Origin of the sequence: Shewanella morhuae, from assembly GCF_900156405.1 — a bacterium.
Lineage (GTDB): Bacteria > Pseudomonadota > Gammaproteobacteria > Enterobacterales > Shewanellaceae > Shewanella > Shewanella morhuae.
The window spans coordinates 471,066-495,511 of sequence record NZ_FTNN01000001.1 but is presented as its reverse complement, the minus strand read 5'-3'; the positions used below and the strand labels follow the sequence as shown (position 1 = coordinate 495,511).

The window sequence follows — 24,446 nt, the reverse complement described above, 5'->3', positions numbered from 1 at the left end:
AAATTAATTTCTACTTTTCGCATAATGCTTTAATAAACCAGGCACATCTAAGATCAGCGCAATGCCACCATCCGATGTAATTGTTGCGCCTGCCATTCCAGGTGTGCCTTGTAGCATAGTGCCAAGGGGCTTAATAACAACTTCCTCCTGACCAATTAAGCCATCGACAACAAAACCAATTTGCATCATACCTAATTGCACTATCACCACATGACCATGGGTTTTATCGCCATGTTTAAAAGTGGTTTTCTTTTTATGTAACCAGTGCTCCAAATAGAACAGTGGTACCGCTTTATTACGAACAATGACCGTCAATTGCCCATCAACAATATTGGTTTTAGTTAGATCAAGATGGAATATCTCGTTAACACTGGATAAAGGTAGTGCAAATACTTGTTTGGCAACATCGACCATTAACGTCGGCATAATCGCCAATGTTAACGGGACCTTAATCTCAAGTACTGTGCCTTTACCTTTCATTGAATCAATATGCACTGTACCGTTAAGCTGGCTAATGCGTGTTTTTACGACGTCCATGCCCACGCCACGGCCAGAGATATCCGATATTTCAACCTTAGTTGAAAAGCCTGGAGCAAAAATGAGATTATAGGCCTCATTATCGGTCATACGTGCGGCAGAATCCTCATCAAGTACACCACGATTTACCGCGATTTGTTTCAACTTTTCTGGATCCATACCTGCGCCATCGTCTTCGATTTTGAGCAGTATATGATCGCCTTCTTGGCTTGCAGATAAAGTGATGGTCCCCGTTCTCGATTTACCATTGGCTTCGCGCTCATTTGGCATTTCAATGCCATGATCGACGGAGTTACGCACTAAGTGGACAAGTGGATCCGCAAGCGCTTCTACTAAGTTTTTATCTAGGTCGGTTTCCTCTCCAACCATGATTAAATCAATTTCTTTATTCAATGTACGCGCAAGATCGCGTACTACTCGAGGAAAACGACCAAATACTTTTTTGATCGGTTGCATACGAGTTTTCATTACCGCACCTTGTAAGTCGGCGGTGACGAGATCTAAATTAGCTAAAGCTTTCGACATTTCTTCATCATCACGACTGATGCCTAAGCTAACGAGACGGTTTCGCACTAATACAAGCTCACCGACCATATTCATGATCTGGTCAAGCCTTGCAGTATCTACTCGTACAGTCGTCTCACCCTGAGGTACATTCGATGATGCAGCTTTTGCTGGTGCTTTATCTACGACAGCTAATTCAACTTTAGGCTTAACCGCTACAACACTTGCCACAGCTGGAGTTGGTGTTGGAGCTGCGATTACTGTTTTCACTTCAACTGTTGCAGCTTTTGCTTCAACTTTAGTTGGAGTACTGCCTTTACCGTGCAACTCATCGAGTAATCGTTCAAACTCATCATCGGTAATTTCATCCGCATCAACAATAGATTGAGGTGGAGGTGTCGAGGCAACCTTCGGCGGGCTAGTGATTTCAGTTTCAGCTTTAAATTTACCTGAACCGTGTAATTCATCGAGTAATGCTTCAAACTCATCGTCAGTAATATCACTACCAGACTTTGCTGAATCGGGCTTATTAGCTACTGTCGGCAATGTACTAACATTAGCCGCAGGGCCTTTCCCTGAGCCATGAAGAGCATCTAACAAAGCCTCAAACTCTGCATCATTAATGTCATCAAGAGAAGATGAATGAGCGGCAATATCAATGGGGATATCTTGAATGACTGAAGGTTCAATAACAGAAGGTTCTGTCTCTATAACAACGTCAACAATAACCTCTGCGGCGAGCACAGTTTCAGAGGTTAAAGGAGCTCCAGAACTTAACATTTTTAATCTTGCCAACAAACCTGATTCAGCAGGGTCCTGTTGTTCACCTCGCTGGGTTTGTGCAAACATCGTATTAATCGCATCAACAGCCTGCAGAATAATATCCATCAGCTCGGCATTAACACTACGCTTGCCTGTTCGCAATAAATCGAAGGTGTTTTCCGCTTCATGACAAACGTCAACCATGGGGCTTAAGCTGAGAAATCCTGCGCCGCCTTTGACGGTATGGAACCCTCGGAAAATGGCGTTAAGCAAATTGGTATCGTCAGGATTATTTTCAAGTGCAACAAGCTGCTCTTGAAGAAGCTCTAAAATTTCACCCGCTTCGACTAAAAAGTCCTGGAGTATCTCTTCATCTACATCAAAGGCCATCAAATTGACTCCCAGTTAGAAACCCAGACTAGACAGAAGATCATCCACTTCGTCTTGACCCGTTACGACATCCTGACGAAGCTCAGCATTCATAATCGGGCCTTCAGCTTCAATATTATTTTTCTGAGCAATCTGATTATCGATCACCGGCTGCTCACCAAAGACCGTCAGCATAGAAACTAGATTATTTTCTACTTCCATAACCAGATCAATAACACGACGTATCATTTGCCCTGTTAAGTCTTGAAAATCTTGCGCCATCAAAATTTGATTAAGTAATTCACGTAATCGAGTAGAGTCATTCTCGCTGCGAGTCATCAAGTCTTGTACGTCATGACAGAGAACTTTAAACTCATTTAATGCAATCTCACGACGCATCAACCGATCCCAAGTTGGCATAACACGTTGAATATTGCTGGTTAAGGCATTAGCCAAAGGCAAACACTCTTCTACCGCATCCATCGTTTTATTAGCTGCTTGTTCGGTAAGGTCAATAACGTAATTTAACCGTTGCTTGGCGTCGGGGATTTCTGTACTGGCTAATTCAGCAAGACGATTATCAACTTGAAAATCCATCAACGCGCTATGAAGCTGTCGAGTGAGTTTTCCGACTTCTTCGAATAGCTCCCTTTGAAGTGGAACGGCAAGTTCTCGAAATAAATCATCAGCCTGACTTTGCTCACCTGCACTTAATAATTCAACAAAGTGCTGAGCTTGTTCGAGCGTAATGAGCCCTGATGTTTGTGACTTCATAGCTCATCCTTGCTCAAGCGAGTCGTTCGAATATTTTATCTAACTTCTCTTTCAGCGTTGCCGCGGTAAAAGGCTTAACTACATAACCATTCACACCTGCTTGAGCAGCTGCAATGATTTGTTCACGTTTTGCTTCAGCAGTCACCATTAATACGGGTAAATGTTTAAGCGAATCATCTGCGCGAATTGCTTTTAACAGATCAATCCCTTGCATGCCAGGCATATTCCAATCTGTAACAACAAAATCAAAACCTCCCTTTTGCAACATCGGCAAGGCAGTTGAGCCATCGTCTGCTTCTTGGGTGTTATTAAACCCCAAGTCTCGCAACAAGTTCTTGATGATACGCCTCATTGTTGAAAAATCGTCAACAATAAGAATCTTCATATTCTTGTCCAAGGTTTCCTCCGGTGAGCTGACATTATGTGCTCAATTAAAAATTATAATTATGTCCACTGCTTAAGTTTAGCTTTCAATCGTAACATTGCCTGACTTAATATCTGGCTAACCCGCGATTCACTAACCTCAAGAATGGCGCCAATCTCTTTTAAATTCAATGCTTCATCGTAGTACAGCGATAATACTAATGCATCTCTCTCGGGTAATAATTTAATCGCCGCCACTAACGCTGTCTGGAATTGAGTCTGAGCTAATGTTTCAAATGAATCATCACCAGACCAATCACTGTCAGTCAGTATATCCTGAGAGACACCTAAATCCTCTATCCCTATGATTTTACCAACAGAAACATCGTTAAGAATATGATGGTACTCATCGAGTGTCATATCAAGTTTTTCTGCAATTTCTGTATCGCGTGCATCACGTCCCAGAGATTGTTCTAACTCGCCAATTGCCCGTGCGACCGTACGATTATTTCGATGAACGGAACGCGGAACCCAATCACCACGGCGAATTTCATCGAGCATAGCGCCACGTATCCGTATGCCGGCGAAGGTTTCAAATTTTGCACCTTTATCACCATCAAACTTGGATGATGCTTCTAATAACCCCATCATCCCAGCTTGCAGTAAATCATCTAACTGCACTGATGCAGGTAGCCTAGCGAGTAAATGATGCGCAATTCTTTTAACCAACGGGGCATACTGTTCAACGATAGATGATTTATTGTCTAAACAAGTATACGCTGCGGCTTTATTCACTCATTTTTTCCTCTTGAAAATCTGGTCGCTGTACTAAACGCTCAACGAAAAACTCCAAATGACCACCAGGTTGCTGCGGTACTGGCCAGCTCATAATCTTATTCGCTAATCCTTGATAGGCAATTGCCGATGGTGATTTAGGATAGGCTTCAACCACGAGCTTTTGTTTACGTACTGATTTACGAAGATTTTCATCAAATGGAATTGTTGCAACTAATTCTAGAGCGACATCTAAAAATCTGTCAGTCACTTTACTGAGTTTAGCAAATAATTCCATGCCTTCGCGTAAACTACGCACCATATTGGCAACTATTTTAAAACGGAACACACCATGCTCACGGCTCAGTATTTTAATCAGAGCATACGCATCGGTGATCGAAGTAGGCTCATCACATACAACGACTAATACATCTTGCGAAGCACGTGAGAAGCTGAGCACCATATCTGAAATTCCTGCGGCTGTATCCACCACCAAAATATCAAACTGGGTTCTCATCTCGCTAAAAGCACGGATCAATCCCGCATGCTGCGCAGGACTTAATTCTACCATCCCTTGCGTTCCTGATGTTGCTGGTACGATCCCAATTCCTTTAGGACCACGAACGATAATATCGTCAAGTTCAGCATCACCAGAAAGAACGTGCGATAAATTACGCTCAGCGCGAATACCCAGCATAACATCGACATTGGCGAGGCCAAGGTCAGCATCAAGCACCAAGACACGCTTGCCTTTTTCGGCTAATGCCACAGCAGTATTAATGGAAACTGTGGTTTTACCGACACCACCTTTACCACCGGTTACCGCGATTACTTTCACTTTTTCGTTGTAGGGTTGATTCATCATACGTAAACCACTTGCTTGATCCAGGGTCATAAATCTACTCAAATGCACAGGCCATGCTATCTGACCACGCTGTGTCTTGTAATGATTGTTGTTCTGTACTATCTAACGCTTCAAGCGCCTGCTGAGCTAAAGTCAGGGTATCCGCCACTTTCATATCTTCAGGAACTCTTTGTCCATCAGTAACATAACTTAACGGTAATCCATTTTGGATTAATACACTTAATGCTCCTGCTAATGATACAGATTCATCAAGTTTTGTCAGAACGACACCAGATAAAGGAATGCGTTTAAAATGATTAACAGCATCTTGCAACACACGGCGCTGTCCTGTGGCTGACAGTACCAGATAACTGCGAATTGGTATCCTGCTATTTGCAGTTAAATTATCAAGTTGCTGGTAAAGACGCATATCCCGCTGTCCCATTCCAGCCGTATCGATCAAAACAAGCTTACGATTACGGAACTGATAAAGAATTTGTTCTAATTCATTTAGATCATGGGCTTGCTTTACTGGACAGCCCATTATTTTACCGTAAGTAGCTAATTGCTCATAGGCACCAATACGATAATGATCTGTGGTGATCAAGGCCACATGCTCAGCGCCATGATGAGCCGCAAAACGTGCCGCAAGTTTAGCTAATGAAGTCGTTTTACCTACACCAGTAGGGCCAACAAGCGCAACAACCCCGCCTTGCCTTACAATATCATCGCCTTGATTATCTAGCATATTAGCTAGACTCTGCGGCAAAGCTCTGACTAATTCAGCTGGTGTATAATGCTGGCTTAATTCAGCTAATTTTTTTGCCACAGCAGGAGAAAACTCCGCCTCAAGTAACTTGGCTTCAAGCATAGCACCAACAGGATCAATACGCTTTTTATGCTCTGTCATTAAAGAGGACACCTGATGCGTTAATAAATTACGCAGTGAGGCTAGCTCGTCACGCATAGCTTCAATATCAGCGGTCTGCTTTTGAGAAGTCTGTGGCTTTTTATCAAACATAGCAGGCGCTTCACGTCGCTCTGGTTTAGCCGCTGTTGCTGGCGCTTGCAAGCCTTTTGCCCATGCGGGTAATTCAGCGTCAGCTTGTTGATGTGTCATTTGTTGATTCAAACGGCTTTGCTGTTTTTCTAATAAAGCCTGTAAAGAATCTGCTGGTGCTGCTGGCTTAGCGCGGGTTTCAACCCGAACCGGCTGCTTTGCCCCTAATGAAACAAGATCATCACTCACGTCCATAAACGTCGGCGCTGGTGCGGTTAGTGCAGCTTTGTCTTTAGGTTCGTCGTAGTCAACCGCAGCGACAATCTCGATACCGCCGTTGACTTTTTTATTTGACATAATAACGGCATCTGAGCCGAGTGTTTCTTTCACTTGGGCCAGTGCAGCGCGCATGTCTTTGGCAAAAAATCGTTTAATCTTCACTTATGCGTCCTCTACTGACCCACTGCAGATACAATACGTATTTGCTTCTCATCAGGTATTTCTTGGTAAGAAATGACTCTCAGATTAGGAATAGTATGTTTAACAAAGCGTGACAGCGTCGCGCGCAACATACCTGACGTCAACAATATAGCGGGTTGTCCGACCATTTCTTGCTTCTGAGCAGCATCTGCAAGTGACTGCTGCATACGCTCTGCAAGACCAGGTTCGATATTTGGACCATCTCCACCAGTTGCCTGCATTGACTGATGCAACATCTGTTCCAACTCTGGCGCCAATGTTATGACGGGGATTTCTAGCTCTGGCCCTGATATCTCCTGAACTATCATACGTTTCAATGCTATACGCACTGCCGCAGTTAACACTTCCGTATCATTACTCTTAGTGCCGTATTCTAACAAAGTTTGTACGATTGTGCGCAAGTCTCTGACAGAAACACCTTCATTTAATAGGTTTTGCATCACTTTTACGACATGCCCTAGCGGCATAATGTCGGGAATAAAGCCATCTACAAGTTTAGGTGAGTGTTTTGCAAGCATATCCATCAATTGTTGCACTTCTTCATAACCTAGCAACTTAGCAGCATTATTTGTTAGCAATTGACTAATATGAGTTGCTACAACTGTTGCGGCATCGACTACGGTATAGCCTAAAGTTTGTGCATGCTCACGTAATTCTGGCGCTATCCATACAGCTTCTAAACCAAATGCTGGATCGCGCGTTTCAATACCATCCAGTTTCCCATACACTTGACCAGGGTTGATGGCTAATTCGCAGTCATGGCGAATATCGGCTTCTCCTACGACAACCCCCATTAACGTAATGCGATAGGCATTAGGCGATAAATCTAAATTGTCGCGAATATGCACTGCAGGGACTAAGAAGCCTAATTCTTGAGATAGTTTTTTACGCACACCTTTTATACGGCTAAGTAACTCACCACCTTGCGCTTTATCTACCAATGGAATAAGACGATATCCGACCTCAAGACCAATAGTATCAACATGATGCACATCATCCCACCCCAACTCCTTCGGCTCTGAATTTTGCCTTTCAATCGGTCCTGATTTGACCTGTTCTAGGGCTACAACGCGCTTAGTCTCATTTCGCTTATAGACAAAATATGCAGCACAGGCCGTTAAAACTGCAAAGCTTAAAAATGCCATATGTGGCATGCCAGGGACAATACCCATAACAAACAGCACTCCAGCGGCAATGCCCAATGACTTATGACTGTCAAACATCTGACTCATCATCATTTGGCCCATATCGCCGGATTCATTTTGACGAGTGACCATTAGCGCCGCTGCAATAGAGAGTAGCAGTCCAGGTATTTGTGCGACTAGTCCATCACCAATCGTCAATAAGGTATAAATTTCGACGGCTTCAGTGAAACTCAAACCATGTTGCACAATCCCGATGATAAAACCACCTAAAATATTGATTACTAGAATCATGATCCCAGCGATCGCATCACCTTTTACAAATTTTGAAGCACCGTCCATCGCACCGTAAAAGTCGGCTTCACGGGTCACTTCAGCACGACGTATTCTCGCTTGATCTTGGTTTAATGTGCCAGCATTCAAGTCGGCATCAATTGCCATTTGTTTACCTGGCATTGCATCCAAGGTAAAGCGGGCACTTACTTCAGCAATACGCCCGGCACCTTTAGTCACCACGGCAAAGTTAATAATAATGAGGATAATAAATACGACTAAACCAACTGCATAGTTACCACCAATCACAACTGAACCGAAGGCTTCAATAACTTTACCAGCCGCATCACCGCCATTATGACCTTCGAGTAATACCACACGGGTTGAGGCTACGTTTAGCGCAAGGCGTAATAGGGTTGCAACTAATAGCACTGTCGGAAAAGCAGCAAAATCTAACGGTCTATCGGTATAAATAGCTACGAGTAAGACGATAAGTGCGAGTGCAATGTTAAAAGAGAATAGAATATCAAGTAAAAATGGAGGAATGGGTAGCACAATCATGGCTAATGAGGCAAGCACAATCATAGGCGTACCAATGCCTTTGAATGAACTCAACTTCATTTGTTTTACTTGACCAAGAGTCGCTTTAACATCCATTCGCTATAACCAAAATTTTGACATGTAACAATCGAAAAGCAAAAAATGAGCCAACAAAAACATCGTCATCTCTAAAATTGATATAAACACAACTGACAGGCTAAATTATCAGCAAAATAGATTGATAGGTCCACAGAAATAGCTTTAAAAACAGTGCAGAGAGTCATACGACACATAAGGGCTAAGCATTGGTAACACTATCAATATCTTGAGTATTACAACTCATACTGGGAGTTATTTGCGCTATTCACTTCAAAAAATTAATATTTTAATTCATCAGGAATAGGTTGGTTAAGCGGAATGGGAATAGGTTTACGACCGCGCCCTTTTTGATATTGCCTTAATTGAAATACATAAGCCAAAATCTGTGCAACAGCGGTAAATAAACCTTCAGGAATTTGTTGGTCTAACTTAGTGGTATGGTAAATTGCTCTAGCAAGCGGCGGCGCAGAAACAATGGTAATATCGTGTGAGCGCGCAATTTCTCTAATTTTAAAGGCCACATCATCAACCCCTTTAGCAATGACAAAAGGAGCAGTTGAACGTTTTATATCATATTTGATGGCGACGGCAAAATGCTCGGGGTTGACCACAATAACATCGGCATTAGGTACTTCAGCCATCATGCGCCGTTGTGCCAATTCACGCTGCATCTGCCGAACGCGTCCTTTTACCTCGGGTTTACCTTCGGTATCTTTGTATTCATCCTTCACTTCTTGTTTAGTCATTTTAAGCTGTTTGTTATGATTCCAAATTTGGAATGGCACATCAATAACGACAATAAATAAAATAGAAGAACATAACAAAATAAACATCCAAATGAGTAAATCTAAAGCATGATAAACATTACCTGGAAGGTGGTCGCTAGACAAAAGCATAATATCGTTAAAATAATAGCTTAATAAAAAATATGCCGAAAAAGCTATCACAGAAAACTTAGCAATACCCTTAGTCAGTTCAACTAATGCCTGCACACCAAACATACGCTTAAAACCTGCCATAGGACTCATTTTACTGGCTTTGGGCATCATTGCTTTAGTTGAAAAATTAATTCCCCCAAGTAAAATATTACCGATAAACGCCACAACGACAATCAATAACATAATTTTAGCCATAGGCCAGGCTATTTCGTTTGCAACCACACCCCAGACATTAAACATTTCTTCAGTATCAAAAATTTGTGCCCTATCCATGGTAAATACGGTTTCAAACACTCGGGTTAAGCTGATGGCTAGACTTGGGCCCAACATATAAAAACCACATGCTGCCGAAATTAATACTGCTGCAGTACCGAGTTCTTTTGAGCGAGCTATCTGGCCTTTTTCCCGCGCCTGTTCTAGACGCCTCCCGGTGGGTTCCTCACTACGTTCACCACTTGATTCTTCAGCCATTTGCAGCTCCTATTATCAGATAAGGCCATCAGCGTTACATTGCAAACTGAGCATATCGCAGAGCAAAAGCTGAGCGGTAGACCAAACCTCATCAAAATGCGCCATCACGGGCGTTAGAGTTAACCAAAGAATAAACAACCCACCGATCATAGTGATCGGAAAACCAATAGAGAAAATATTTAATTGCGGCGCGGCGCGGGTCATCACGCCAAAAGACAAGTTCACTAATAATAACGCAATGATTGCTGATATCGACATTGTTAATGCTGCGCCAAACATATACGAGCCCCAGTCCGCCAGTGCCCGATAACTGGTAAGGCTTAATCCTTGATTGGAAATAGGTAAGGTTTCAAAACTCGCAACTAACATGCGGATCATTAACAGATGACCATCAACGGCTAAGAAAATCAACGTTGCAAGTAATAGAAAAAAGTTACCAATTACGGGCGTTTGCTGCCCAGAGCCTGGATCAACCATAGAAGCAAAGCCTAAACTGGTTTGCATACCGATAATCTGCCCAGTTAATACAAATACTTGCATCACCATCTGAGTAACAAACCCCATAGCAACACCAATAATAATTTGCTGAGCCGTAATAAATACAGCTCCTAAAGAGAATAATTCGACATTTTCAACAGGGGGAAGAATAGGAGCGATAGAGAAAGTAATCGCCATAGCTAATAATAAACGTACACGTGCAGGTGTAGTTGCTGCGCCAAATACCACCATCACCATCAGCATACTTGCCACTCGAAATAAGGGCCAAATATATGCTGCTATAGTTTGGGTTATGGTATCGAGTAACACCTCCATTTGATTAGCCTATCACTTGCGGAATGCGATTGACCATCTCGATAAAAAAGTCCATCAGGGTTTGAACCAACCAATGCCCCATAAACATTAAACCGAACAGCGTGACTAATAATCGAGGTAAGAAACTTAAGGTTTGCTCGTTAATTGACGTTGCAGCTTGGAATACAGCAACGATAAGCCCAATGCCGAGTCCCGGTAACACAATTGCCGATACCATCATTACAATAACAGCGAGTGCCTCGCGAAAAATATCAATTAGGGCTTCTGGACTCATGCGTATTTCCCTTTGGCTACCCGAAACTATTGGCTAATGTCCCAAGGACTAAGCTCCAACCATCAACGAGAACAAATAGCATTATCTTAAACGGCAGAGACACAATCATAGGTGAAAGCATCATCATACCCATGGCCATCAGAATACTCGCAACCACAAGATCTAGTACCAAAAACGGCACAAAGAGCATAAAACCGATTTGAAAAGCAGTTTTTAGCTCACTGGTTATAAAGGCGGGAATAAGCACACTCATAGGCGCTTCTTCAGGGGACTTAATCCCTTGATAACCTGAAATTTCAATAAAGGTTTTCAAATCTGTTGTTCTGACTTGGCCTAGCATGAACCCCCTAATGGGTTCTTTGCCTTTATCGAACGCTTGTTGCAATGTTAATTGCTCTTCAATGTAGGGTTTAACTCCTTCATCATAAATTCGGTCAAACACAGGCGCCATAATAAAAAAAGTCATGAACAAACTCATACCAATTAAGACTTGATTAGAAGGCGTTTGTTGTAAACCAATGGCTTGGCGCAAAATAGAGAGCACGATGATAATGCGTGTGAAAGAGGTCAACATAATCAGCATCGCAGGTAAAAAGCTTAGCGATGTCATCAGTAGTAGAATTTGCATGGTAACAGAGTATTCTGTTGAACCGTCTGGCGCCGTAGTGACTGTCACTGCGGGTAAAACGCCATCAGCAGCCCAAGCCGACGGCATAAATATCAAAATCACTACCCCTAGTAACGCAAGCATACGTGTTGTCATTGTTTTGATTTCGCCTGACGTAGCCGACTCGCAAAAGAGTCTGATTCTATGTGGATAGGCTCAACCAGTTTATCAATCAAGTTTACTTGTTGCCCGCTAACACCGATTAAATACTGTTGTGTACCCAGTTGCACCAATACTAGGCGCTCTTTTTGTCCAAGAGAGGTGACCGCAAGCGTTTTTAAAACGCTATTATTGGCAGGAACAAGATTAAAACGTCTTAATAAATACGCTAGAGTAAAAATCAACAATAAAACAACAATTAAGCCACCTAACATACTCGCTAACGTCGCGATCTGCGAAGGCTCATGTAATGATGCGCTAGAATTCGCGACATTAGCGGCATTGGGCGCATTATCAGCCAGTAGGCTGCTACCTTGAGTCTGCGAGGCTGCAGCTAAATTCATAATCACTGATGTATTCATCAAAAAATTCCAACTCGGTTTATATTCACTATTATTTAAGCTTTTTAATACGTTCAGTCTGGCTGATTACATCAGTTAAGCGAATACCAAATTTATCGTTTACCACTACTACTTCACCATGAGCAATCAATGTCCCGTTGACCATCACATCCAGTGGCTCACCTGCGACTCTATCGAGCTCCACCACAGAACCTTGATTCAACTGTAATAGATTACGAATACTGATATAACTACGACCTACTTCCATTGAAATCGTCACCGGAATATCTAATATCGTATCCAGCTTTGCCGCTTCAGCTTGACTAATCGGCCTTGAATCGTCCACCAGTTCATCAAGCTCAATAGCATTGGCTTCTTCTAGCGCCTGTTCAGCCATCGCTGCGGCCCAATCATCGGTATCTTCTGTGCTCATCTTACTTCACCCTATATTTCTGATATATCGCGAGTTTTATTTTTTCGTGTTACTAATTGCAGCTCGGATTTGACGGTTTCTGGACGCGGAATTTTTTCACAAATTTTAAGAGCAAGATTATCTCTAGAACGCCCCATTTTACAACGATACGTTGGTAAGTCTTCGACTCTCATCATGATATATTCTGGCAATTCGATAGGAATAATATCACCCGCTTTAAAATTCATAACATCTTTGAGGGTTACTTCATGTTCAACAATGTTGGCATCAAATCCCACCTTCACATCCATTATTTCATCGTGTAGCGCTTGTGACCAACGCATATCCGTATCTTGTTTATCACTCTGTACCCCCGCATCAAGCAACTCTCGAATAGGCTCAATCATCGAGTACGGCATAGTTATATGAAAATCTCCCCCGCCGCCATCAACTTCAATATGGAATGAATTTATCACCACAACTTCAGTAGGACTGACAATGTTCGCCATTGCAGGGTTAACTTCAGAGTCCAAATAATCGAACTCTACATCCATTACTGGCGCCCAAGCATCTTTATAGTCTTCAAAAATAATCTTCAGTAATAATTGTACGATGCGTCTTTCTGTCGGCGTGAACTCACGACCTTCAATTTTGGCATGAAAACGTCCATCACCACCAAAAAAGTTGTCGACTAGAATAAACACTAATCGCGCTTCCATGGTAATAAGTGCCGTCCCTTTTAGGGGGCTAAAACGTACCATATTCAAACTAGTAGGAACGAACAGTGTATGAACGTACTCACCGAATTTAAGCATTTGTACGCCGTTAATCGACACTTCTGCAGCACGGCGCATCATATTGAACATGCTGATCCGTAAGTGACGAGCAAAACGCTCATTGACGATTTCCAACGTGGGCATACGCCCACGAACTATTCTGTCTTGCGAAGAGAAATCATAGGATCGCGCATCTTCTGGGGAGATGTCATCTTCATCGTCATCGACGTCATCGACCCCGTGTAAAAGAGCATCAATTTCGTCTTGGCTTAATAAATCACTCACTATATTGCCTTCGCCTCTTTAGATTTCCGACTGACAGCACAGCTGTTATTGCATAACAAAGCCGGTGAATAACACTTTTTCGACCACTTTACGCCCAGTCACTGACTGCAGAGTATTTTGCACACTCAACAGCGCTAGCTGGCGTAATTCATCTTTACCTGCTTGCGTACTGAGTCTCTGGACATTGGAGCCACTAAACGTGGTTAAAAGTGCATCTTCAATTAACGGAATATGTTTTTGTGTCAGTACATCATCAGTTCCGCGCACCATAAGTTGAACTTTAATCTCAACTAAGCGGGCTCTATCTGAACCGGGAAGATTGAATAAAAAAGGACGTGGCATAGGAACATAAGCTGCAACCCCTGCCCCACTTGGCACTTCTGTTTGTACAGTATCAGCGGGGATGGCAGCATCTTCTGAACTGCTACCCAACAAAAACCATAAGACGGCCGCGATAACCAATAAAACAATAATCCCCGCGCTCACGAAGATAAAAAGCTTTTTCTTGCTTTTCGATTTATCAGTGCTTCCTAACTCAAGCGATTCTTCTTTAGGCATTCACTATTCTCTTCAATTTAGGCGAAAACGCATTATGTTTTGTTATCTTAATCAAATCGTAACGACATTATTCGCGTAAGTTATTGCTATAGGTTACCTGCTTAAGCGTAATAATCTATACCTGAATTTATGCTTGTGGTTTGATTTAACACTAAATCGAGTTCTTCTGCTGCAATTTCATCCATATCGGTATGATTTGAACCGTCTCCATCGCCAAAATTACCTTCTCGGGGATGGCCTTGGTCCCCTTGGGAAACATGACTGTCGGCCAATTGCATTCCTTGGTCTTGCAACAACTCACGCAATCTTGGCATTGCTTGCTCAACTAAATCACGCGTTTGTGACTGAGTGACATGAAACTGTACTTGGGTTTGATCGCCATGCACTTGTATTTTAACCAGCATATGGCCTAATTCTGGCGGATCGAGTCGGATCTCCGCGTGTTGAATCCCCTGGCTCACCATAGTAATCAATTGCTGCCTCATAACAGGTGAAAACCGTTGAATCATCTCTTGCATTTGATTCTGCTGCTCAACACCTTGACGCAATGACAATTGCACTGACACTGTTTCTTGACGGTTCAACTGCGACAGTGATAATCCATGGGTTGACGATGCAGGCTTAAGATCTGACAAGCTACTGTCATCATCAATGAGATTATTGTCTCGCGAAATATCCATAGCGACGGTTAATTTAGCATCTTTAAGTAACAAACTAGCTGCTGCATCACTATCCGCATCAAGAGAACTTTTGCTTCCTGTTTCAGTTTTTAATACTTCAGATGCAATTGGAGAACCTAAAGTATCAAGCTCTAAAGTATTTGCTGACGTGGTAATGTTAGCGGTTTTTAGGCCAGTCAGTGCCGAGTTATTAGCCATTGATTTTGCGATAGCAGCTTGATTAATTAGATTGTCTTCATCGCTATTAATAGCACTACTGACATTTGTTGCCATTGACTGGTTTTTTACATCTTGATTACTTAATGTCATCGTATCATCGATTACATTACTTATATTCTGAGTATCAACAACAGCATTGGTGCTTAATGGCGTTATCAATGAAGGGTCTGCTGATAACGCATCTTTATCTTCAGTGATTACGGTTTCACCTTCAGTATCCAAAAACGTAAGCGGCAATATCTCTCCCTCCGATGCCGCTTTCTTCATACCATTTGCCATATCTATTTGAGCAAAGATAAGATTAACATCGTCACTATCTGTTAATTTATCTTCGTCAACAGATTTATCTTTAGATGTAACCTGCGAAGGTTCATCTAGATTGACCGGTGTTTTTTTAGCTGACGAAACAGAATGTGAACTCGCGGAAACAGAAGACAGTGTAGATGAAAAGTCATCATTATTAGACGTTTGAGAAGATATCTTCGCGGAGTTGGCCGCAGTATTTCCCGTATTACTCAACAGGGCATTGGTCATTTGTTGCATAAGCACTCCCAAACAGTACCCAGCTCACTGCGAAAGAGCTAGGTAGAACGTCAATTTATCGCTGCTATTGCAGAGGTATAATACAAATCAAAGCAAGTAAGATGCCAAACGTTCAGGTTTACGGTAAATTTCGTATAATTAGTGTTCATATACTCGAATTGTGATTATTCGGCCTAATGAAAATCAGGCTTCGAACTAACATCCGCATTAATCTCAATTGATGAGTATGTACCTGATGTTATGTAAAATAGCCCTAGCGCTGATGACGACGAAAGAACTGTTGCGAAGCAAATTCATCAGTCATTTTTTGCTCGCGTTTTTGTTCAACCACTTGGCGTTTTTTCTCTTTACTGGCTAATAGCAATTCAACAGCTTTACGTTTTTTCTGTTTTTCTAACCAATGCTGTTGCCGATAATCCTTTTGCATCTCACCATCGGCAACGACACGATGTTGCTGAATAATGGCATCGTCAATCTGTCTAATAAAACGATGAAATTGGTGATAATGATTAGCGCTAATCGCTTGACCTTGCTGGGATTGCATTTGTTTCATGTAGTCTAAACGGTAGTTATTGAGTGCACTCAGTTGATTCAGGCGTTTTTGACATTCTAGTTGCGCTGACTTTAGCAACAAGGCTGCTTGTTCTTCGGCATCATTAGCAAGCTTTAACACTAATAACAACGGATCGGCGTTAGCCATACCCCACCTCAATTAGTTCAATAACGTCATTATTTACATTGTGCGGCAAGTTGCCCGAGCATGAGTTGGCTGTCGGCAAAACTGAAAGCATCGCGCATGGTTTGTCGCAAAAAAGCATTCATTGCTGGCTGTAATCGTATCGCATTATCGATGCGAGGATCGCTACCTTGAGCGTAAGCCCCAATGGAAATCAAATCTCGATTTTGCTGATACAAAGAATAGGTTTGTTTAACGCGGCGCATCGCTTCCAAATGTTCATTGGAAATGACCATAGGTGCGACTCGGCTAATAGACGCTTCAATATCTATCGCAGGATAGTGACCAGAGTCTGCAAGTGAACGCGATAATACGATATGCCCATCGAGAATCGCCCGAGAAGCATCGGCAATAGGATCTTGTTGATCGTCACCTTCGGTCAGCACAGTATAAAATGCTGTTATTGAACCTTGGCCAGGGCCGCCGTTTCCGGCGCGTTCAACTAAACGTGGTAGCTTAGCAAACACTGAAGGCGGATAGCCCTTAGTGGCTGGCGGCTCACCAACAGCCAAAGCAATCTCGCGCTGCGCTTGGGCATAACGAGTCAAACTATCCATGAGTAACAAAACGTTATAGCCTAAATCACGAAAATATTCGGCAATTCGGGTCGAAGTTTCACAGGCTCGAAGGCGCATTAACGGCGAGGTATCCGCAGGCGCCGCGACAACAACGGATCGCGCACGACCTTTCTCCCCAAGAATTTCTTCAATAAACTCTTTTACTTCGCGGCCACGCTCCCCCACCAGCCCAACCACAATAATGTCAGCAGTAGTACCGCGAGTCATCATGCCTAAAAGCACACTTTTACCCACGCCAGACCCCGCAAATAAGCCCATACGTTGGCCTTTTCCCACGGTCAACATAGCATTGATCGCACGCACACCCACATCGAGTGGTTCAGTAATGGCACGGCGAGATAACGGATTAATCACAGCGCTATGTCGCGGCGCTTGTTGATCGGTTTGCAGCGCCCCTAAACCATCTAACGGCACACCGTTACCATCGAGCACGCGCCCTAATAATGATAAACCCACATTGAGCCCAGTTTGTTCACCTAAAGGCACTACGCGTGCACCGGGTAATACCCCACGCAATTCTTCTATAGGCATTAAATACAAGAGTTCACCATCGAACCCGACAACCTCGGCAATTAACTCACCAGCCATGGTTTCAATCGAACATAAACTGCCCACCGGCGCACGGCAACCACTTGCCTCTAAGGTTAACCCCACCACCCGTACTAGCTGACCGCTGGCCACGGCGCGAAAGGGAGGAACCTTATCGATATGACGGTTAAGTCTATTCAGTAGTTGATGTTGGCGATTTGGCATCTGAACCTGTATCTGAATGATTATTGGTGGAGGCAGGTTGAATATCTTCAGCTTGTTGGGAAATAGAATCTACGGTTTGGCTATCCAACTCTGACTCTACGTTAAATTCAGGCTCAACGATTTCTGAAGGTGCGAGCTGTTTAGCGGTATTTTCAGCCGCTATCGTCTCTTGCAATTGCCGCTGTTTATCCGTTAAGTGTGCGTGTTGATCCCGTAAAGGTTCAAACACAGCATCGATACGTGAAGCAAGGGTTAAATCAACCAAAGAACGATGACTACTAAGAACACAATCACCCAGACTTAAAGAGGGGTCGATTTCAAGTTCCCATTTACTACGGGTTAATTGAGCACTGGTATAAAGCTGCTCAACTAAAACAGCATCGTCCGGATGCAGTCGGATAGTTACGGGCTGATCTTTAATCGGTAGCGATTCAATACCTAAGCGCAATGCTGACAATATTTGTTCAGGGTGAGTTTTTAATTCGTGACCTATGACTGATTTGGCTAATGTCATACTCAATGTCATCAAGGAAAGTTCGATATCACCATCGAGTAATTGCAGCGGGGTTTCAAATTGAGTCAATAAAGCTTCAAAACGAGATAACAATGTTTTAGCTTGGGCTAAACCCGACTCTAATCCTTGTTCATGCCCTTGGGCGAGTCCCTCTGTATGGCCTTGCTCCAAGCCTTGTAGTCGCCCTTTTTCTAGTCCTTGCTCATACCCTCGCTGCTGACCTTCGGTAAAGCCTTCTTCTTCGGCTTGAGCACGAATACTCTCAATCTCGGCCATCGTTGGCGGAGCCACACTCTCTACGGTTGTAGGCTTAGGCTGTTGGTGGTTTGAGCGACCAAATACATTGGATATTGAGTCATCTTCAGCTTCAGTCACATCAGGCAGCGCCCAATGGCTAAACTCGATATCGCTATCGCTCACAATTTTCTTCGACAATTTATTATCACTTGGATTAGAGGAACTCATCGCCACCAGTGCCGCCTAACATAATTTCGCCGCTATCGCTTAAACGACGCGCTATCGATAGGATTTCTTTTTGAGCCACTTCCACTTCACTAATACGAATAGGCCCCATGGCCTCAAGATCATCACGTAATAGTTCAGCGGCACGTTTAGACATGTTGTTCAAGAATTTCTCTTTCAACTGCTCATCAGTGCCTTTGAGGGCTTTCATCAATACATCTTGCTGAACTTCCCGCAGCATAGCTTGAATACCACGGTCATCAACATCGAGTAAATTTTCAAACACAAACATTAAATCTTGGATTTGCTGCGCCATTTCTTCATCAGACTCGCGCATGGTTTCCATTAACTGGCTTTCAATGCCGGTATCTAGGTAATTCATAATGTTGGCTGCCGCTTTAAGGCCACCCATTTTCGCCGCTTGTACACCACCTTGGCCAGCAAACTGTTTTTCCATAATATCGTTTAACTCTTGCAGTGCCGCAGGCTGTACTTCTTCAAGGTTTGCGATACGCATCATTAAATCTAGGCGGGTGTTCTCTGGGAATTGGCCGAATATTTCCGCGGCTTGATCGGGATCTAAGTAAGATAGAACAATCGTTTGGATTTGAGGGTGCTCATTTTGAATAATCGTCGCCACTTGACGCGCGTCCATCCACTTCAACGAATCTAAACCCTTAGCGCCACTACCCATAATGATTTGTTCAATCAAATTACCCGCTTTATCAGCACCCAATGCAGCGGTTAAGGCTTTACGGACAAACTCTTCACTGTTAAAACCAATTGAAGAATACTTTTGAATATCATCAAGAAACAGCTTGTGTACCCCGATAACTTTTTCTTGACCAAAATCATCCATCGCCGCCATTGCCATACCTACCTTTTGCACTTGCTTAGGTTCTAAGTGCTTTAAAATAGAGGCGGCATCGGTCTCACTGAGACTCAAAAGTAAGATGGCAGTTTTTTCAATACCACTGATATCTTTGATATTAAAAGCAGGTGCAGTGACGTCTTTCGTCTTATTCTCAGCCATTGTCTTGTAACCAGTTTTTTATTACTTGGGTAGATAGCTCAGGCTCATTGGCCACAAGCGCACGAATAGCTTTAATCATATCATCATCTTTGTGAAGATTAGGGATATGAATTGAACCATCATCAGCATAACTGTATTCCGCCTCTTTGGTATTGAGCATCCCCAAAGTGTCAGCGGCATATTGGTCCTCTATTTCAGCCAGTTCATTACCGAGTCTCATATCCTCAGGCATGTCTGCACTATCTGGGTAGATTAAACGTTTCAGCATCGGGCGCACTACAGCTAATATCAACACTAAGATAACCAATGCACCGATGCCTAGCTTAACCGCACGCCAGAACCAAGGTTGCTCCCACAAGTCTAGCGCAGGTAAATCATCAACTAATTGATCCATAAATGGAACTGTGACAACTTCCAACACATCGCCCCGCTGCGAACTAAACCCCACAGCTCCCTCAAGCAAACGACGTATATTGCTCAACTCTTGCTCAGTACGAGCAACTCGCGCCACTTGCCCCGTTTCTCCAGTAGCGCCCGGTTTGAAATCCACAGCGACAGAGACACTAATGCGACGAACCGAACCCACTTGTTGGCGGGTATGACTAATAGTGGTATCTAATTCAAAATTACGCGTCGCTTCACGATGAGAATTGCCCGCAATCACCGACTCTGTTGCCGTCGTTGCATTTTCAGGAATATTCGATTCCATTGGAGGTTGATTGGTTAATGCGCCAGGAATACCGCCAGAAGAACCCGTGCTATTGTTTTCAACGGTCATCTCACTGCGTAATGCAGGTAAATCCGGGTTATAGCGCTTTGATGTTTGCTCGACCGCAGTAAAATCCATGCTGACATCGACTTGCGAGGTAAAATTTTCAGGGCCTAAAATCGGTACTAAAATGGATTCAATCTTAGTACGGTACTCTGCCTCTTTTTGCTGCACTAACTCAAGCTCGCGGCGCGCTATCGCTGATGCGCCATCTTGACTGCCAGAATTTAATAAACGGCCGTTAGAATCAGTGACGGTAACACGTGCAGGCTCGAGCCCTTGAACAGCAGAAGCAACAATATCGACAATAGCATCGACTTCACCTTGACCTAGACCGCCACGGCGAGTGTTGATGACTACCGTCGCACTCGGTTTTGAGGCATTACGAGCAAAGACGTTTTCTTTAGGTAAAGCTAAAATTACTTTGGCGCGACTAACACTTTGTAACTGCTCAATCGCGCGAGCCAAATTCTCTTCTTGGCTGTGCTTAAGTCGGGCTTGTTCCATTCTTTGGCTGACACCAAAACCACTGTCTTGAGTCAAAAAGTCTTTACTCGTGGTAGAGTTGTCAATGCCTGCACGACTCAACATCATTTTAACTTCTTGGTATTTATCTTCAGGAACTTTAATAACATCTACATCAATCTGATACTTCACTTTATTTTTATCAAGCACATCTAGCACTTGAACCATTTCTTCTGTTTCCATTTTACCCAATGGACGATATTCAGGTTCCTGCGCCCACAGCATGACAAATACGGCCAAGGCTAAGCAAATTGCTAAAGCTAAAATCATGGTGATCTGACGTAGACTATCAGCGCTGCCAAGATTTGCCATCATTCCAGGCTTATGTTCTTGCTGGACACCTTGGTCAATTGAGTCGGAATTGGATCCAACAATCATTTCTGTACTCACGATTCGTACCTGCTAATTGGGTTATTTACTGGCCTAGACAGGCATGCTCATGATTTCTTTATAGGCTTCTACAAGTTTATTGCGCACTTGCACCGTTGCCTCAAAGGCGACACTGGCTTTTTCACGGGCGATGACAGTATCAGATAAAGAAACCGTAGTATCCCCCATCTCTAAACGCGTCGCTAGGTTTGATGATGTCGACTGTAAGCTGCTGACATTACCGACGGCTTGTGATAGCAGTTGACCGAAGTCAGCGCCACTGGTGTTATTGACTTGCTGCATGATATTTGGCTGAACGCCGAAAGACGGCGTGATTTCGCCTTGGAGTTTCTGCATTTCCTGCAGGAATGAATTTGCGCCTATTTGCATGCTGAGCTCCCAGTCGTCGAAATCTTGACGTTCAAATATCTATATATGGGATATATGCAAAATAACGGCCAAGTTTCACAGGGTCGTTATTAATAAGCAATCAATGGGATAATAAGGCATCAATAGTGGGAGTATTAAAAAATAAAGCGGGTTACATTTGTGATTGATATTTAACACCACCAACCTCTCTTCTTATATGGAGGCTGTGGTGTTATCGATTGAATATAAACCTAATTTGGCAGTTGGATCCCCATATCACGCATTTTCGCCATCTTGTATCTTAGGGTACGAGCACTGATGCCTAATTTTTCAGCCACCAGTTTACGACTACCCTGACATAGATTTAGTGTTTCAAGAATAATCACGTGTTCTTGTGCTTTAAGCTCTTCACCTAAACCATCGGGCTCAGCAGCAAACAGCTCTAGGTCTTCACTGCCTAAAATCACATCTTGGGTATCGATAATAATGTCATTCGCAGTAATCAATTGACCCGCTCTTAATATCAAAGCTCGCTGGATCACATTATCGAGTTCACGTACGTTACCTGGCCAACGATGGCTCAATAACCGTCGACGGGCATTCTCATCTAATTCAGGCACATCGGCAACATTCAGTGCCTTAGCATGCTTAACCAGTAAATGGCGCGCAAGGGGCAATATATCGGCAGGGCGTTGGCTTAATGCCGGCCATGCTAAGGGAAACACGTTAATCCGATAATAAAGATCTTCCCTAAACCCGCCCGCCGCGACCACTGATTTTAAGTCTCGGTTTGATGTGGCAAGCACGCGCACGTCTAACTTGATGGTTTTACGGCCACCTAAACGCTCAACTTCACGTTCTTGTAATACCCGTAATAATTTAGCTTGTAAGCTCAAATCCATCTCAGATATTTCATCTAGCAGTAAAGTACCACCTTGAGCTTGCTCAAATTTACCCGGACAAGCTTGATAGGCACCAGTAAATGCACCCTTTTCATAACCAAAAAGCGTTGCCTCGAGCATATTCTCAGGAATAGCCGCACAGTTAATGGCAACAAAGGCTTGATCAGCACGGCTGCTGTGTTGATGAATATAACGTGCTAAGACTTCTTTACCCGAACCACTTGGCCCTAAAATCATCACAGAAGCATCAGATGCGGCAACACGTTGAGCCAGCGCTAACAGCGCTAAACTTTTCTCATCAGCAACAACAGGCTGATCTACATTTTGCTTTAACGGCAAATAACGCGAAACCTGATTGAGTAAAACCTCTGGGGCAAAGGGTTTGGCTAAGTAATCAACAGCACCTAATTTAATCGCATTAACGGCACTGCCGATAGTTGCATAGGCCGTCATCAACAACACCGGTAACTTAGGATGATACTGCTGTAAATAGTTTAATAAACCTAAACCACCGATGCCCTGCATTTGTACGTCACTAATGACCAAATCAAACTGATGTTGTTTCAAGGCTAATATCGCATCTTCACCCGAGGCCACATCAATGCATTCATATTGAGCGAGCATTAAAGTATCAAGTAAAGCCTCACGCAATGATGCATCATCTTCAACGAGTAACAACTTGGCTTCAGACATGAGATGCCCCCAAAGGTAATACACGCGCAGATTTAGCACGAGGAAACACTAAAGACACTGTACAACCCTTATTAGGTACACAACTGAGTTGCAGCTGCCCACCATGATTACTGACTACAGATTGCACCACGGCTAACCCAAGTCCCGTTCCCTGCGCTTTGGTGGTAAAAAAAGGTTCAAGTACCTGATTCTGCATACTCGCATCTAAACCTTTGCCATTATCGATGACATCCAAGAATAACTGTTCGCCCTCTTCTTTTGCTTCAATCCGAATTTTAGTCGCGCCAGCTTCAAGACTATTCATCACTAAGTTATTAATTGCTGAGCTTAATGCGTTCGAATTAGCCAACATCGAGCTGCTTGATGCATTATTAAATAACAAGTCACATCCATACTGTGCTGCTATTGGTTCACAATTAGCTAAAACATTGTCGATAACATCGGTAAGCGAAATTAAGTCCCCAAGTTGATCCTGACGGCCTTTTGCCATTAATAGCATGTCATTAACCTGGCGTTCTAATTCGTTAAGCCTATCAACGAGCTTCTGTTGAAACTTAGTTTTAGCGGCGTCTGACAACTTAGGGCTTGCTAAATTTGAGGCATATAACAGTGCCGCAGATAATGGCGTACGTACTTGATGCGCCAAGGTCGCGACCATTTTACCGAGCGCAGATAAACGCTGCAGATGGGAGATATTTTTCTGTAATAACCGCGTTTCAGTTAAGTCTGTTAATACAATTAACTGACCAGGCTCTGGTGTAAGGGGAGTAATAGCTAGTTTGACACGCCGACCATTGCGCAGCGATACCTCATGTCCATCATCATCCTGTGGAGCAAACGCACTATGGATCACATCAATCCATCGAGCCCCGCATAACGAACGTTCAAGTAATTCAGCCGCAACTGGATTAGCATCTGTAACGATACCGTCGCCATTAATAATCACCACGCCAGATGGCATAGCCTGTAAAATATGTTCCATACGATTGGACATATTTGCGGCCTCACGCAGTTGGTTCCATTGTTTGCTAGTGTGCTTGAATGACTCAATTTGCGCTAGTGGATTGGCTGACATAGTCACTCCGTCAAAAAATTGCTTATGACGGAGTGAATGCAGAATCTATGCCAAATTAGACATTAAAATCT

At 43.3% G+C, this 24,446-nt stretch carries 24 protein-coding genes; all 24 read right to left on the bottom strand.

Features of this window, described 5'->3' with window-relative positions:
• Positions 1-3: 3 nt before the first annotated feature.
• The 24 genes from BW947_RS02230 to BW947_RS02115 all read right to left on the bottom strand — a co-directional run bounded on the left by BW947_RS02230 (position 4) and on the right by BW947_RS02115 (position 24,375).
• Positions 4-2,193, bottom strand: a complete 2,190-nt coding sequence (locus BW947_RS02230; RefSeq protein WP_076496688.1) for a chemotaxis protein CheA — start codon at positions 2,191-2,193, stop codon at positions 4-6.
• A gap of 15 nt (positions 2,194-2,208) precedes the next feature.
• On the bottom strand, positions 2,209-2,946 hold the full coding sequence (locus BW947_RS02225; protein WP_076496687.1) for a protein phosphatase CheZ: 738 nt from the start codon (positions 2,944-2,946) through the stop codon (positions 2,209-2,211).
• Positions 2,947-2,959: 13 nt separating this feature from the next.
• Entirely contained in the window at positions 2,960-3,343 is a 384-nt protein-coding gene (gene cheY, locus BW947_RS02220) for a chemotaxis response regulator CheY (RefSeq protein ID WP_076496686.1), read from the bottom strand.
• A gap of 47 nt (positions 3,344-3,390) precedes the next feature.
• Positions 3,391-4,104, bottom strand: coding sequence for an RNA polymerase sigma factor FliA (locus tag BW947_RS02215; RefSeq protein ID WP_076496685.1), 714 nt, complete (start codon positions 4,102-4,104; stop codon positions 3,391-3,393).
• Complete coding sequence (locus BW947_RS02210) at positions 4,097-4,978, bottom strand: MinD/ParA family protein (RefSeq protein WP_076496684.1); 882 nt, start codon at positions 4,976-4,978, stop codon at positions 4,097-4,099. The genes BW947_RS02215 and BW947_RS02210 overlap by 8 nt, the downstream gene beginning before the upstream one ends.
• 4 nt (positions 4,979-4,982) lie before the next feature.
• The gene (gene flhF, locus BW947_RS02205) at positions 4,983-6,368 is read right to left on the bottom strand and encodes a flagellar biosynthesis GTPase FlhF (RefSeq protein WP_076496683.1); all 1,386 of its coding nucleotides are present in this window, start codon (positions 6,366-6,368) and stop codon (positions 4,983-4,985) included.
• Positions 6,369-6,379: 11 nt separating this feature from the next.
• Positions 6,380-8,479 (bottom strand): flagellar biosynthesis protein FlhA, encoded by a 2,100-nt coding sequence (flhA, locus tag BW947_RS02200; RefSeq protein WP_076496682.1) that lies wholly within the window; start codon positions 8,477-8,479, stop codon positions 6,380-6,382.
• 260 nt (positions 8,480-8,739) lie between these two features.
• Positions 8,740-9,870, bottom strand: a complete 1,131-nt coding sequence (flhB, locus tag BW947_RS02195; RefSeq protein WP_076496681.1) for a flagellar biosynthesis protein FlhB — start codon at positions 9,868-9,870, stop codon at positions 8,740-8,742.
• 15 nt (positions 9,871-9,885) lie between these two features.
• Positions 9,886-10,683 (bottom strand): flagellar biosynthetic protein FliR, encoded by a 798-nt coding sequence (gene fliR, locus BW947_RS02190; RefSeq protein ID WP_076496680.1) that lies wholly within the window; start codon positions 10,681-10,683, stop codon positions 9,886-9,888.
• Positions 10,684-10,687: 4 nt separating this feature from the next.
• A complete protein-coding gene (fliQ, locus tag BW947_RS02185) occupies positions 10,688-10,957 on the bottom strand; it encodes a flagellar biosynthesis protein FliQ (protein WP_076496679.1) in 270 nt (89 codons plus the stop codon).
• Between the two features lie 16 nt (positions 10,958-10,973).
• Positions 10,974-11,720 (bottom strand): flagellar type III secretion system pore protein FliP, encoded by a 747-nt coding sequence (gene fliP, locus BW947_RS02180; RefSeq protein ID WP_076496678.1) that lies wholly within the window; start codon positions 11,718-11,720, stop codon positions 10,974-10,976.
• Positions 11,717-12,145 (bottom strand): flagellar biosynthetic protein FliO, encoded by a 429-nt coding sequence (fliO, locus tag BW947_RS02175; RefSeq protein ID WP_076496677.1) that lies wholly within the window; start codon positions 12,143-12,145, stop codon positions 11,717-11,719. Before fliO ends, fliP begins: the two co-directional genes overlap by 4 nt.
• A 31-nt stretch (positions 12,146-12,176) precedes the next feature.
• On the bottom strand, positions 12,177-12,557 hold the full coding sequence (gene fliN, locus BW947_RS02170; RefSeq protein WP_076496676.1) for a flagellar motor switch protein FliN: 381 nt from the start codon (positions 12,555-12,557) through the stop codon (positions 12,177-12,179).
• An 11-nt stretch (positions 12,558-12,568) separates the two neighbouring features.
• Positions 12,569-13,597 carry a flagellar motor switch protein FliM gene (gene fliM, locus BW947_RS02165; RefSeq protein ID WP_076496675.1) on the bottom strand — a complete coding sequence of 343 codons (1,029 nt, stop codon included), beginning with the start codon at positions 13,595-13,597 and terminating at the stop codon, positions 12,569-12,571.
• A 45-nt stretch (positions 13,598-13,642) separates the two neighbouring features.
• Complete coding sequence (gene fliL, locus BW947_RS02160; protein ID WP_076496674.1) at positions 13,643-14,155, bottom strand: flagellar basal body-associated protein FliL; 513 nt, start codon at positions 14,153-14,155, stop codon at positions 13,643-13,645.
• Positions 14,156-14,256: 101 nt separating this feature from the next.
• Complete coding sequence (locus BW947_RS02155) at positions 14,257-15,597, bottom strand: flagellar hook-length control protein FliK (RefSeq protein WP_076496673.1); 1,341 nt, start codon at positions 15,595-15,597, stop codon at positions 14,257-14,259.
• Between the two features lie 253 nt (positions 15,598-15,850).
• Positions 15,851-16,297 carry a flagellar export protein FliJ gene (gene fliJ / locus BW947_RS02150; protein WP_076496672.1) on the bottom strand — a complete coding sequence of 149 codons (447 nt, stop codon included), beginning with the start codon at positions 16,295-16,297 and terminating at the stop codon, positions 15,851-15,853.
• Between the two features lie 29 nt (positions 16,298-16,326).
• Positions 16,327-17,664 carry a flagellar protein export ATPase FliI gene (fliI, locus tag BW947_RS02145; RefSeq protein ID WP_076496671.1) on the bottom strand — a complete coding sequence of 446 codons (1,338 nt, stop codon included), beginning with the start codon at positions 17,662-17,664 and terminating at the stop codon, positions 16,327-16,329.
• Entirely contained in the window at positions 17,633-18,643 is a 1,011-nt protein-coding gene (gene fliH, locus BW947_RS02140; RefSeq protein ID WP_076496670.1) for a flagellar assembly protein FliH, read from the bottom strand. Before fliH ends, fliI begins: the two co-directional genes overlap by 32 nt.
• Positions 18,630-19,673 (bottom strand): flagellar motor switch protein FliG, encoded by a 1,044-nt coding sequence (gene fliG / locus BW947_RS02135; protein WP_076496669.1) that lies wholly within the window; start codon positions 19,671-19,673, stop codon positions 18,630-18,632. Before fliG ends, fliH begins: the two co-directional genes overlap by 14 nt.
• Positions 19,666-21,345, bottom strand: a complete 1,680-nt coding sequence (gene fliF, locus BW947_RS02130; protein ID WP_076496668.1) for a flagellar basal-body MS-ring/collar protein FliF — start codon at positions 21,343-21,345, stop codon at positions 19,666-19,668. Before fliF ends, fliG begins: the two co-directional genes overlap by 8 nt.
• Positions 21,346-21,390: 45 nt before the next feature.
• Positions 21,391-21,726 carry a flagellar hook-basal body complex protein FliE gene (gene fliE / locus BW947_RS02125; protein WP_076496667.1) on the bottom strand — a complete coding sequence of 112 codons (336 nt, stop codon included), beginning with the start codon at positions 21,724-21,726 and terminating at the stop codon, positions 21,391-21,393.
• A gap of 230 nt (positions 21,727-21,956) precedes the next feature.
• Positions 21,957-23,300 carry a sigma-54-dependent transcriptional regulator gene (locus BW947_RS02120; protein WP_076496666.1) on the bottom strand — a complete coding sequence of 448 codons (1,344 nt, stop codon included), beginning with the start codon at positions 23,298-23,300 and terminating at the stop codon, positions 21,957-21,959.
• A complete protein-coding gene (locus BW947_RS02115) occupies positions 23,293-24,375 on the bottom strand; it encodes a sensor histidine kinase (protein WP_076496665.1) in 1,083 nt (360 codons plus the stop codon). Before BW947_RS02115 ends, BW947_RS02120 begins: the two co-directional genes overlap by 8 nt.
• Positions 24,376-24,446 lie beyond the last annotated feature (71 nt).

What these genes read in the sequence shown, in the direction of transcription:
- BW947_RS02230 (WP_076496688.1), bottom strand. Translation starts at nt 2,193, where the DNA reads ATGGCCTTTGATGTAGATGAAGAGATACTCCAGGACTTTTTAGTCGAA.
- BW947_RS02225 (WP_076496687.1), bottom strand. Translation starts at nt 2,946, where the DNA reads ATGAAGTCACAAACATCAGGGCTCATTACGCTCGAACAAGCTCAGCAC.
- BW947_RS02210 (WP_076496684.1), bottom strand. Translation starts at nt 4,978, where the DNA reads ATGACCCTGGATCAAGCAAGTGGTTTACGTATGATGAATCAACCCTAC.
- flhA (WP_076496682.1), bottom strand. Translation starts at nt 8,479, where the DNA reads ATGGATGTTAAAGCGACTCTTGGTCAAGTAAAACAAATGAAGTTGAGT.
- flhB (WP_076496681.1), bottom strand. Translation starts at nt 9,870, where the DNA reads ATGGCTGAAGAATCAAGTGGTGAACGTAGTGAGGAACCCACCGGGAGG.
- fliR (WP_076496680.1), bottom strand. Translation starts at nt 10,683, where the DNA reads ATGGAGGTGTTACTCGATACCATAACCCAAACTATAGCAGCATATATT.
- fliQ (WP_076496679.1), bottom strand. Translation starts at nt 10,957, where the DNA reads ATGAGTCCAGAAGCCCTAATTGATATTTTTCGCGAGGCACTCGCTGTT.
- fliP (WP_076496678.1), bottom strand. Translation starts at nt 11,720, where the DNA reads ATGACAACACGTATGCTTGCGTTACTAGGGGTAGTGATTTTGATATTT.
- fliO (WP_076496677.1), bottom strand. Translation starts at nt 12,145, where the DNA reads ATGAATACATCAGTGATTATGAATTTAGCTGCAGCCTCGCAGACTCAA.
- fliN (WP_076496676.1), bottom strand. Translation starts at nt 12,557, where the DNA reads ATGAGCACAGAAGATACCGATGATTGGGCCGCAGCGATGGCTGAACAG.
- fliL (WP_076496674.1), bottom strand. Translation starts at nt 14,155, where the DNA reads ATGCCTAAAGAAGAATCGCTTGAGTTAGGAAGCACTGATAAATCGAAA.
- BW947_RS02155 (WP_076496673.1), bottom strand. Translation starts at nt 15,597, where the DNA reads ATGCAACAAATGACCAATGCCCTGTTGAGTAATACGGGAAATACTGCG.
- fliJ (WP_076496672.1), bottom strand. Translation starts at nt 16,297, where the DNA reads ATGGCTAACGCCGATCCGTTGTTATTAGTGTTAAAGCTTGCTAATGAT.
- fliI (WP_076496671.1), bottom strand. Translation starts at nt 17,664, where the DNA reads ATGCCAAATCGCCAACATCAACTACTGAATAGACTTAACCGTCATATC.
- fliH (WP_076496670.1), bottom strand. Translation starts at nt 18,643, where the DNA reads ATGAGTTCCTCTAATCCAAGTGATAATAAATTGTCGAAGAAAATTGTG.
- fliG (WP_076496669.1), bottom strand. Translation starts at nt 19,673, where the DNA reads ATGGCTGAGAATAAGACGAAAGACGTCACTGCACCTGCTTTTAATATC.
- fliF (WP_076496668.1), bottom strand. Translation starts at nt 21,345, where the DNA reads ATGATTGTTGGATCCAATTCCGACTCAATTGACCAAGGTGTCCAGCAA.
- fliE (WP_076496667.1), bottom strand. Translation starts at nt 21,726, where the DNA reads ATGCAAATAGGCGCAAATTCATTCCTGCAGGAAATGCAGAAACTCCAA.
- BW947_RS02120 (WP_076496666.1), bottom strand. Translation starts at nt 23,300, where the DNA reads ATGTCTGAAGCCAAGTTGTTACTCGTTGAAGATGATGCATCATTGCGT.
- BW947_RS02115 (WP_076496665.1), bottom strand. Translation starts at nt 24,375, where the DNA reads ATGTCAGCCAATCCACTAGCGCAAATTGAGTCATTCAAGCACACTAGC.